The 9194-nt window shown below is 44.4% G+C and carries 9 protein-coding genes; 6 read left to right on the top strand and 3 right to left on the bottom strand.

The window, feature by feature from the left end:
• Nucleotides 1-252: 252 nt before the first annotated feature.
• Together ACE1AQ_RS04050 and ACE1AQ_RS04045 are read left to right on the top strand one after the other, a co-directional pair.
• A complete protein-coding gene (locus ACE1AQ_RS04050; protein WP_008199531.1) occupies nucleotides 253-1272 on the top strand; it encodes a glycosyltransferase in 1020 nt (339 codons plus the stop codon).
• Between the two features lie 148 nt (nucleotides 1273-1420).
• Nucleotides 1421-2296 (top strand): Tab2/Atab2 family RNA-binding protein, encoded by an 876-nt coding sequence (locus tag ACE1AQ_RS04045; RefSeq protein WP_110544281.1) that lies wholly within the window; start codon nucleotides 1421-1423, stop codon nucleotides 2294-2296.
• Between the two features lie 44 nt (nucleotides 2297-2340).
• Here the strand turns inward: ACE1AQ_RS04045 and ACE1AQ_RS04040 are convergent, their stop codons facing one another.
• Both ACE1AQ_RS04040 and ACE1AQ_RS04035 read right to left on the bottom strand, forming a co-directional pair.
• Nucleotides 2341-3834: a carotenoid oxygenase family protein gene (locus ACE1AQ_RS04040; protein ID WP_110544277.1), complete on the bottom strand. Its 1494-nt coding sequence runs from the start codon at nucleotides 3832-3834 to the stop codon at nucleotides 2341-2343.
• Nucleotides 3835-3948: 114 nt separating this feature from the next.
• Nucleotides 3949-6120: a glutamine synthetase III gene (locus ACE1AQ_RS04035; RefSeq protein ID WP_110544274.1), complete on the bottom strand. Its 2172-nt coding sequence runs from the start codon at nucleotides 6118-6120 to the stop codon at nucleotides 3949-3951.
• A 419-nt stretch (nucleotides 6121-6539) separates the two neighbouring features.
• Here ACE1AQ_RS04035 and ACE1AQ_RS04030 point away from each other — a divergent pair, with 419 nt between their 5' ends.
• On the top strand, nucleotides 6540-7259 hold the full coding sequence (locus ACE1AQ_RS04030) for a PEP-CTERM sorting domain-containing protein (RefSeq protein WP_110544271.1): 720 nt from the start codon (nucleotides 6540-6542) through the stop codon (nucleotides 7257-7259).
• Nucleotides 7260-7394: 135 nt separating this feature from the next.
• Here ACE1AQ_RS04030 and ACE1AQ_RS04025 read toward each other — a convergent pair whose 3' ends face one another.
• Complete coding sequence (locus tag ACE1AQ_RS04025; RefSeq protein ID WP_002763657.1) at nucleotides 7395-7694, bottom strand: type II toxin-antitoxin system Phd/YefM family antitoxin; 300 nt, start codon at nucleotides 7692-7694, stop codon at nucleotides 7395-7397.
• A 378-nt stretch (nucleotides 7695-8072) separates the two neighbouring features.
• On the opposite strand from ACE1AQ_RS04025, the gene ACE1AQ_RS04020 reads away from it, so the two are divergent.
• The 3 genes from ACE1AQ_RS04020 (at nucleotide 8073) to ACE1AQ_RS04010 (ending at nucleotide 8856) form a co-directional block, all read left to right on the top strand.
• On the top strand, nucleotides 8073-8285 hold the full coding sequence (locus ACE1AQ_RS04020; protein ID WP_008199545.1) for a type II toxin-antitoxin system HicB family antitoxin: 213 nt from the start codon (nucleotides 8073-8075) through the stop codon (nucleotides 8283-8285).
• Nucleotides 8282-8506, top strand: coding sequence for a type II toxin-antitoxin system HicA family toxin (locus tag ACE1AQ_RS04015; protein ID WP_110544268.1), 225 nt, complete (start codon nucleotides 8282-8284; stop codon nucleotides 8504-8506). Before ACE1AQ_RS04020 ends, ACE1AQ_RS04015 begins: the two co-directional genes overlap by 4 nt.
• 77 nt (nucleotides 8507-8583) lie before the next feature.
• On the top strand, nucleotides 8584-8856 hold the full coding sequence (locus ACE1AQ_RS04010; protein WP_039899745.1) for a hypothetical protein: 273 nt from the start codon (nucleotides 8584-8586) through the stop codon (nucleotides 8854-8856).
• Nucleotides 8857-9194: the final 338 nt, after the last annotated feature.

The raw sequence follows: 9194 nt of genomic DNA, 5'->3' as shown, positions 1-9194 counted from the left end.
GGGTTGCGCTTGCTTTGGTTTAACCTGAGCGACTTAGTTTTTGCTGCGCTTTTTTTCTGGCTTGAGATTTTAGGTTCGACAGCAACTCCTTGATTGTTTTTTGAGTTACCCCTTGACAATCAAGACAGTCGCTACGTTCATTTTATATTTAATTCCACCCACCTACTTAACTGATGACTGATAACTGATAACTGATCACTGATCACTGAATTGTGATACAATCGCCCCAAAAGGCCCCTGCGTCAGTCAACTATGCCCCCGATTACACCGTCCATCAGTGTCAATGAACCAAACCCGCAGGCTGCTATCCAGACTTTATCGGTAGTGGTTCCCATTTATAACGAAGTGGACAGTATCCCCCATCTCGTCGAGAGTATCGCCACGATTTTGCGTTCTTATCAAATTAACTACGAGATTATCTGTGTTGACGACGGTTCTAAGGATGGTTCCACCGAGGTTTTAACTAATTTAGCCCAAAATCGCCATGATCTCAAGGCGGTAATATTGCGACGCAACTACGGACAAACCCCCGCCATGGCTGCCGGATTTAATTATGCCACGGGACAGATAATCGTTACCCTCGACGGCGATTTACAGAACGATCCCAATGATATACCCCTATTATTGGCCAAATTAGAGGAAGGTTATGACCTCGTGAGTGGCTGGCGCAAAAATCGCCAAGATGACCGGGTAAAACGGCTTTTACCCTCAAAAATAGCTAATTGGCTAATAGCAAAGGTAACAGGGGTCAAATTACACGACTACGGTTGTTCTTTGAAAGCCTATCGAGCCGAATTAGTGGCCGATATGAATCTCTACGGGGAATTACATCGCTTTTTACCCGCGTTAGCTTTTATTGAAGGGGCAAAAATAACCGAAATTCCCGTTAATCACCACGCTAGACGGTTCGGACAGAGTAAATATGGTTTAGGTCGCACAATTCGCGTGATTATGGACTTATTTACTGTCTTTTTTATGAAAAAGTTCCTCACCCGTCCGATGCACATTTTTGGACTCTACGGACTGTTATCCATGGTGGTGGGGATTATTTTAGGCACTTATCTGACTATTCTCAAACTCGGTTTCGGACAAGACATCGGCGATCGACCTTTGTTAATCCTAGCTGTGTTATTCTTTTTAACTGGGGTACAATTACTCTGTTTTGGTCTTTTGGCAGAAATTTTGATGCGAACTTACCATGAATCCCAAAAACGTCCTATCTACCGCGTTCGTACTGTTGTCGGGGATAGGGGATTTTTCAGTGAGCAGTAAACAGTAAACAGTGAGCAGTAATCAGTGAAAAGACAGTAGGAAGCTGCTATTTAATACTGCCCACTTAATACATACTGCACACTTAAAACTCAAATCTGATAACTGATAACTGATAACTGATAACTGATAACTGATAACTGAAAAAAATATGACTATTTGGGAACTTGATTTTTATTCGCGGCCGGTGCTGGATGAAAATAATAAAAAAAGATGGGAATTATTAATCTGTGAAACTCCAGCAACAATCGATCGCTCCTCCGATACACTATTTAAATATGCCAGTTATTGTCCTAATACGATGGTTAATTCCCAATGGTTAGGAGAGGCAATTACTGCAGCTATCAAGGAAGCGGGGGTAACTCCCAAAAAAATTCGCTTTTTCCGTCGTCAGATGAATAACATGATTAGCAAAGCTTGCGAAGATATCGGTATTCCCGCTTCCCCTAGTCGTCGCACTCATGCTCTCACTAGATGGATAGAAGAAAGAATGGTTAATTTCTACCCCCAAGAAGTTGGTTATGATCAAAATTTAACTAAAACCGCTTCCGTGAATTATCCTCCTTTAAATGCTGTTCCCCTTCCCGATGCTGTCCGGGGAGATAAGGCAGATAAATGGGCTTTTGTCACGCTAGAATTGTCTTCTTTTAATGATTTAAAAGACTGGGATATTAGCTTCGGAGAAAATTTGCCCATACTAGGGATGGGATTAGATGAGAATCTAAAAATCCCCGGTTTAGTTATTTTTTCCCCCCGCGCTTTACCCCTAGCTGGTTGGATGTCAGGGTTAGAAATGGCCTATTTAAAGTTAGAAACCAGTTCCCGTCCCGTGCTACGTTTAGAAACGGGTGCTAGTGATAGCTGGATTCTCGTCAACGTCACTAATGCCGAGACTTTAAACGAAGCCAAAAACTTTGAAGAAGCTAAACAAAAAGCGAATAATCTGCATTTTTTAGCCGTTCAATCTAACCCTGAATCGGAATCCTTCGCTGGTTTTTGGCTACTACAAGAAGGCTCTCAAGAGTAAAGTTTAGCAAAGGTGGGTTTTCAATCCACCCCCACAGAATTAACTTAAAAACATTGTCTAGTCCAGCTACCGTGTAACCCGTAGGGAATATGGTGTTTAAGATGGATAACTGCTAGGGAATTAGTGATATCTTTAGCATCTAAGATTACCATATTCGATCGATGATTGGCTGCATCGTAGGTGACTACCAATAACCAACCATCATCTTCAGCAATTCCATCGGGTTTAGGCACAAAAATTGGTTCACCCGCAAATCCCCGGGGAGCAAAAGAATGTAATTGTTTTTCTCCCGTTAATAAGTCCAGTTTTAAGATTGCTTGCAAAGGAGCATTACCAGTGGCATGATGAGTGGCAGCGATGTATAAATAACGGTAATCTCGACCAACTTTTGCAGGATTAATGCTGGGAAACTCACAACAATGCTCTAGAATACATTCTCTTGTAACGGTATTTTCTGATAAATTTAGTGTAAATCGCCACAGATGTCCTGGAGCTAAACTATCAAAATCTACCGATTGAAAATTGCTATTTGAATCCAGTTGTGGTAAGGATTGATAACAAATAGAATCAATATAAATTTTCTCCCCCCCTTCGACGTAGCTCGGGGCAAGTTGTTCAAAAGCATTGCTATGATGGAAGACAAAACCTGATGGAGTTTCTAAAACTTTCACTTCTCCTTTGTTAGGATTCCGGGGGATAATAATAATCCTAGTTAACTTGTCCGGTTGATTAATGACGCATTCTCCCGCACCTTTTAACCCAAAAAGAAAGGGAAAAGGATTATAACCAACCGGGTTTTGGAAAAAGATAGCGTAGTGGGGAGTAATAACAAAATCGTGGATAAAACAAAAGCCCGGTACACTGTGGGTATGACGACGTAATAACTTACCCGTGGGACTAATTTCGTAGAGAGTAATGGCACTCGACAAACCCGTTTTAATGGCAAAATTTACCAGACAAGGTTGATGATTATCGAAGATACAAGCGGGATCAATGCGAGGATGAGCGGCAAAAGAATCGCCTTTTTCCAAGATACCATCGAGATAGTCTAAACCAATAGTATCAAGGGTTTTAGCATCGAGGCGATGGGGTTCGGCCGCTTCCCAAAGTGCCAGTAATTTATCACCCCAGTAGATAACATTAGTGTTAGCAATATTTTTCAGACGCAAATCAAAAGCATTGCCGAAAATTCCCCCCGGTTTTTTCGTGCCGAAAACACCGCGATAAAGGGGTTTTCCCGCTTTCTGTTCCTGGAGATAACCCTCGGTTTTCACAAAACGATTACGATAATGTACGCGCCCATGATTGAAGCTAATCGCGCTGATCATACCATCCCCATCAAAGGGATGAGCGATCGCAGTGCCAGCGATATCCAGTAAACCGGGGCCGTTTTTAAAGACTGTACCCTGTAAATCGGGGGGAATTTGCCCCTCAATGTCTTCTACCTCGTAATCGTACTCGTTAGGTTGGGATTGATAGCCTTTTTGCCAATCCTGACGATTATAGGATTTTTCGCCAATTGTCGGAGTTAGTACCATAGTAGTTTTAGGTTTATATTTACTTTTCTTAACATAACTTAAAACTACCAGAGCTAAAAAGAAGGGGGTGGCTAATCATTTTTTCAGCCTATTTACCCCCTCCTTGCCGTCTTGTTATTTAACAAACAACATTTCTTGATAGGTAGGCAGCGGCCAGAAATTGTCGGCCACTTCTCCTTCCAGCGTGTCAGCATATTCGCGCACCTTATCCATCAAGGGACGGATTGTTTGAGCGGAATGCTGCATATGTTCTTCGATCGAGTCAAAATCGTGTTTAGCAATGGCCTCACTCAGGTTGCCAACGCTATCCATCATTAACTTAATCAGATTCGAGACGGTTTGGGCGTTTTCCTTATTGATCTCGATGCCGATCGCCGCCGCATTAGAGATCGCCAAAGACAATTCCGACAAGTAGCGAACAGCAGCGGGATAAATAATCGTTTTAGCCATACTTACCACCAGTTTCGCCTCCACCTCGATGGCCAGCAAATACTGTTCCGCATAGACATCGAAACGACTTTCCAGTTCAACGGGGGTAAACACACCCATGCGGGTAAACAGTTCTTCAATATAATCGGCTTTCAGCACGGGTAAAGCATCGGCGGTGGTGCGGAGATTGGCCAAACCGCGCTCTTCTACCGCCATTTTGTGCCATTCTGGGGAATATCCGTTACCTCCGAAGATCACATTTCTGTGTTTGTCCATGATCTCCTTGAGAACACCCTGGGCAGCAGTCTTGAGGTCTTCCCCAGCTTTCATCCGGCTTTCTAGGTTATCCGCCACCCAAGTCAGGGAATCGGCTAGAATCGTGTTCATCGCCACCAGCGGCCCGGAAACTGACTGATTAGAACCCACGGCGCGGAATTCAAAGCGATTGCCCGTAAAAGCAAAAGGAGAGGTACGATTGCGATCACCAGGATCCTTGGGGAATACCGGCAGGGTATCGACACCGAGATCCATCAACCCCGGGGCATCAGAACCCTCAATTCGGCCTTGGCTAATTTGGTCGAATACCTTTTCTAACTGGCTGCCCAAATATACCGAAATAATGGCGGGGGGAGCTTCATTTGCCCCCAAACGGTGATCATTGCTGGCGGTAGCCACCACTGCGCGTAAAAGCGGCCCGTACTTGTGAACGCCACGAATTACCGCCCCACAGAATAACAAAAACTGCATATTAGCGTGGGGAGTATCGCCCGGATCCAACAAATTGCCCTGGGTAGCGTTGCCGACGGACCAGTTAACGTGTTTTCCCGAACCATTAATTCCCGCAAAGGGTTTTTCGTGCAGTAGGCAAACAAAACCGTGTTTTTTAGCCGTACTTTTCAGCAAAGTCATAATTAACTGCTGATGGTCACTGGCCACGTTAGCAGCCTCGAAAAAGGGCGCAATCTCGAACTGTCCGGGAGCGACTTCGTTATGGCGGGTTTTGGCCGGAATGCCGAGGCGATACATTCTTTCCTCCACTTCCTGCATAAAAACCTGAACCCGTTCGGGAATCGCGCCAAAATAATGATCGTCAAACTGTTGACCCTTGGCGGCGGGTTTACCAAATAGGGTGCGACCGGTGAGCAGTAAATCGGGGCGACTATGGGCAAAATGAGCATCTACGAGGAAATATTCCTGTTCAGCACCGCAGCTGGAGTTAACGGGGGCGACTTCCGTATGTCCTAAGAGCTTCAGCACCCTGGTGGCGGCTTTACTCATCGATGAAATCGAGCGTAAAAGCGGCGTTTTTTTGTCGAGGGCCTCTCCTGTCCAAGAGATGAAAACCGTGGGGATACACAGGGTGACACCATTATCCGTCTCCATGACGTAGGCGGGACTGGTGACATCCCAAGCGGTGTAACCCCGCGCTTCAAAGGTGGAGCGAAGTCCGCCGTTAGGAAAGGAGGAGCCGTCCGGTTCCCCCTGTACTAAGACTTTGCCCGTAAATTCTGTGATCACCGAGCCGTCGCTCTGCACGGAGATAAAACCATCGTGTTTTTCGGCGGTGGCGTTGGTCATCGGATAGAAGACGTGGGCATAGTACAGCGCCCCTTTGGACGTAGCCCAATCCTTCATCGCTGCCGCTACCGTACTGGCGATGGAAACGTCTAATTTTCCCCCGGTTAAAATCGTGTTTTTGACCGACTTGAATACGTCTTTGGGAAGACTGGCCTGCATTTTGCTCAGGGTAAAGACATCGGTTGCCCAGAGGGCCTCTAAACGCTGAGGAATTTTGCTAGGTAGGGGTTTACGATCCGTTACTTGAGAGATAGCTTGAACACGGGTTCCATAACTCATAAGTATTTTTCCTATTTTGCTGTGTCGTGGATAAAGGGTTACTTTACTTAGGCGATGACAAGTTTCCTACTGATTTTGATGTTGAATTCCGGTCAGAGGCTATTCTCCGCTTAATAATTTTGATCCCACGGCACAAGCTTCTCTGCGGTTTTTATCTGCTTGCGCCGGCCTCTTTTCCGATCAATGAGCAACACCAGCCTTAATCTTAAGAACAGATGATCGAGAGATTTGTATCAAACATTACAAATATCCCAAACCCGATCTTCCACAAGCGATCGCACTGATAAAACGGGTTTCTTTGAGAAACCCGTTTTCTGGAGATAAAACTCTATACATCTATGCAATCGATAAAAAAGCGATATTTGACAAAATCGGGGGGGGGGGGGTAAAATGCTGGTGGAATTTGCCCAAAATTGCCCATGAATTTTACAACTAACTTCAAATCTCTCTCTCTGGCTGGTGTTGTCTTCGCTGGCACAGTTAGCGCGATCGCTGGAATGACTATCCTCCCCGTCCAAGCGCTGCCGATCATCTACAATCCCACTCCAACCTTAACGCTTAATGCAGGCACTGCTACTCCCACGATTGGAGCCTTAGTCAACACTGCCAACGGCAATGGGTTGACTGGACCTGGAAACGCTTTGCAGCAACAGCACGTCGGAGGTACCGATTTGTCTAATTTCTGGGGAGTACGTTTAGAAATCGGGACAACTCCTGCTGATGTCAATCTTGATTTTGATTTTGGCAGTTCTGTGTTCTTAGATACCTTGGCTTTGTGGAATTACAACGCTTTTAATACCACAGCTACTGATCGCGGAATCAAGGATTTCACACTAATTCTCTCCAATAACTCCGACTTTAGCAGTCCAGTTTATGTATCAGGAACCCTAACACTACCTGAAGGTACGGCAACTAACATACCAGCGACAATCTTTTCCTTTCCTTTAATTCAAGCCCAATATGCTAGAATTGATGTAGCAAACAATTGGTTCGTTGGTTGGACAGCACCAGGGCCTATTGGTCTCTCTGAAGTCCGGTTTGCCCAGACTGTTCCTGTTCCTGAATCAAGTTCTGGCTTAGGTTTGCTGGCCCTAGGCTTACTGGGAACAGCAGCGGCATTTAAGCGCCATTTGAACTGAGAAAACGGATTTCTTTGGGAAGAAAAAGGAAGAAAACGGATTTCTTTGAGAAACCCGTTTTCTTAATCAGCTTTTTTATCTGTTTTATACCACCATCTTAAATCTTCTCGAAATTGGTGATCAAAGACAATTGCCCTACTCTTGGCGTTCAATTCCTAACTCCTGACAAAGTTCTGTAACTGTCTGTCCCGGTATTGTTTGAACGTCCCTCTCCATTGAACGTTCCAGTGCTGCCAATAACTTTCTCGCATTCGCAGGCGATCGCAAAAGATAAACGGTTTCTAATAAGCCAGTTAATTCCTCTGCGCTCAATAGTGCCATATCTTTATGACCAGGGCGCGTAATAATCGCCATACTATTCTCGCTTTCCAATCGATCCAGAAGGCTCGCTAAATTTTCTTGAGCTTGAGTGTAGGTAGTTTGGATAGAAAACATAAGGCGAGGGCAACGAGTTGATTCGATTTTAGCTTATTTCATCAACTGAGAAAACGGGTTTTTTAAAGAAACTCGTTTTCTGGACTTAGGGCGATCGATCTTCACTCCTACCTCATCCCAGAATAATTGACGAAAAACATCGATAAAACCCTATATAATCGCTTAAAACAGCGATACTTGACAAAATCGGGGGGGGATAGGCTTTTGGATAGAATTTACCAAAAGACAGGACTTGGTTCCCTAATCCGTGCCATAGAAAACGGGTTTCTTTGAGAAACCCCTTTTCTGGAATAAGCCGCGATCGCTAGGAGTTGCTAACTCGCGCTAGACTGGATTCAAATAATTAACTTCCAATCAATTCAAAGCAAGGACAAACCCATGAAATATCGCGTCTTAATTGAGCAAGATGAAGATGGCATTTATGTGGCTGAAGTTCCCTCCCTACCCGGCTGTATTTCTCAAGGCAATACCCGGTTCGAGTTACTCGCCAACATTCAGGAAGCAATTGCTTTATATCTAGAAAGCCTAGAAGCGCACAATGAACCGATTCCACCACCAATTTCTGAGGAACTGGTAGAGGTTAAATTATGAGTGAACTCCCTCCTATCGCTGGTCGCCAAGTCGTTAAAGCACTGGGCAAGATTGGCTACGAATTAGATCGGCAGCGAGGAAGTCATATCATACTCAGACAAAAATCCTATCCCTATCGACGCATCACCATCCCTGACCATCGAGAAGTCGCTAAGGGAACGCTGATATCTATCATTCGTCAAGCGGGATTGACAGTGGCAGAGTTTAAAACTCTCCTTTAGCTTGAGTCACCAGAGTCGAAACAACTGCTCATAAATCGCCAATTCAAAAATATACTATTAAACAATGTAAACGCTATATGAGTCAATCTGCTACTGCAATCAATACTAAACTAATTGATTCCCTTGCTCAAATTATCCTTTCCTTAACTGACGAAGAACAACAGCTTCTCCTACAAAAAATTCAGCATCCAGCCTTATCTGATGTCAATTGTCATCAAGGTTTTCCCTTTGATGTTCAAATTCCTAATACAGAAACGCTCGCCGCCATTGAAGAAGTAGAAAAACATCCTGAGCGTCTTAAGCGTTATACTAGCGTTGGGCAGATGTTCGAGGATTGGAACAGTGATTAAGACAACCCAAGTGCCGATTCCTGCCTTGATGCGTAGTGTCGAAGAAATTAAACTTGAATGGAGTTAAATATGGATTTTGTTCCTCAGCTTCCCCGGGATTCTGATCAACTTAAGCAAACTTTGGCAAAAGCACACCGCAATTGTCAAGAGATGGAATTAGTTGGATTACAATGAGAAGAAGCGATTAGTCGCTTAGAAGCGGAAAATCGTCAAAGACGAAGACAGCAGTTAGAAAACCTAGAAAACGGGTTTCTTTGAGAAACCCGTTTTCTGGAGAAACAGGGCAAAATTATCGCCAAGTTCAAAACAACTGATCATCAAATCGACAATCTTCGAGA

It is taken from the genome of Microcystis sp. BLCC-F209, assembly GCF_041928595.1.
Classification (GTDB): domain Bacteria; phylum Cyanobacteriota; class Cyanobacteriia; order Cyanobacteriales; family Microcystaceae; genus Microcystis.
The sequence above is the reverse complement of the archived record's forward strand: the minus strand, read 5'-3'. Positions and strand labels throughout refer to the sequence as shown.

Bases quoted from the DNA above. Each gene is read 5' to 3' on its own strand.
- ACE1AQ_RS04050 (WP_008199531.1), top strand. From the start codon at position 253: ATGCCCCCGATTACACCGTCCATCAGTGTCAATGAACCAAACCCGCAG.
- ACE1AQ_RS04045 (WP_110544281.1), top strand. From the start codon at position 1,421: ATGACTATTTGGGAACTTGATTTTTATTCGCGGCCGGTGCTGGATGAA.
- ACE1AQ_RS04040 (WP_110544277.1), bottom strand. From the start codon at position 3,834: ATGGTACTAACTCCGACAATTGGCGAAAAATCCTATAATCGTCAGGAT.
- ACE1AQ_RS04035 (WP_110544274.1), bottom strand. From the start codon at position 6,120: ATGAGTTATGGAACCCGTGTTCAAGCTATCTCTCAAGTAACGGATCGT.
- ACE1AQ_RS04030 (WP_110544271.1), top strand. From the start codon at position 6,540: ATGAATTTTACAACTAACTTCAAATCTCTCTCTCTGGCTGGTGTTGTC.
- ACE1AQ_RS04025 (WP_002763657.1), bottom strand. From the start codon at position 7,694: ATGTTTTCTATCCAAACTACCTACACTCAAGCTCAAGAAAATTTAGCG.
- ACE1AQ_RS04020 (WP_008199545.1), top strand. From the start codon at position 8,073: ATGAAATATCGCGTCTTAATTGAGCAAGATGAAGATGGCATTTATGTG.
- ACE1AQ_RS04015 (WP_110544268.1), top strand. From the start codon at position 8,282: ATGAGTGAACTCCCTCCTATCGCTGGTCGCCAAGTCGTTAAAGCACTG.
- ACE1AQ_RS04010 (WP_039899745.1), top strand. From the start codon at position 8,584: ATGAGTCAATCTGCTACTGCAATCAATACTAAACTAATTGATTCCCTT.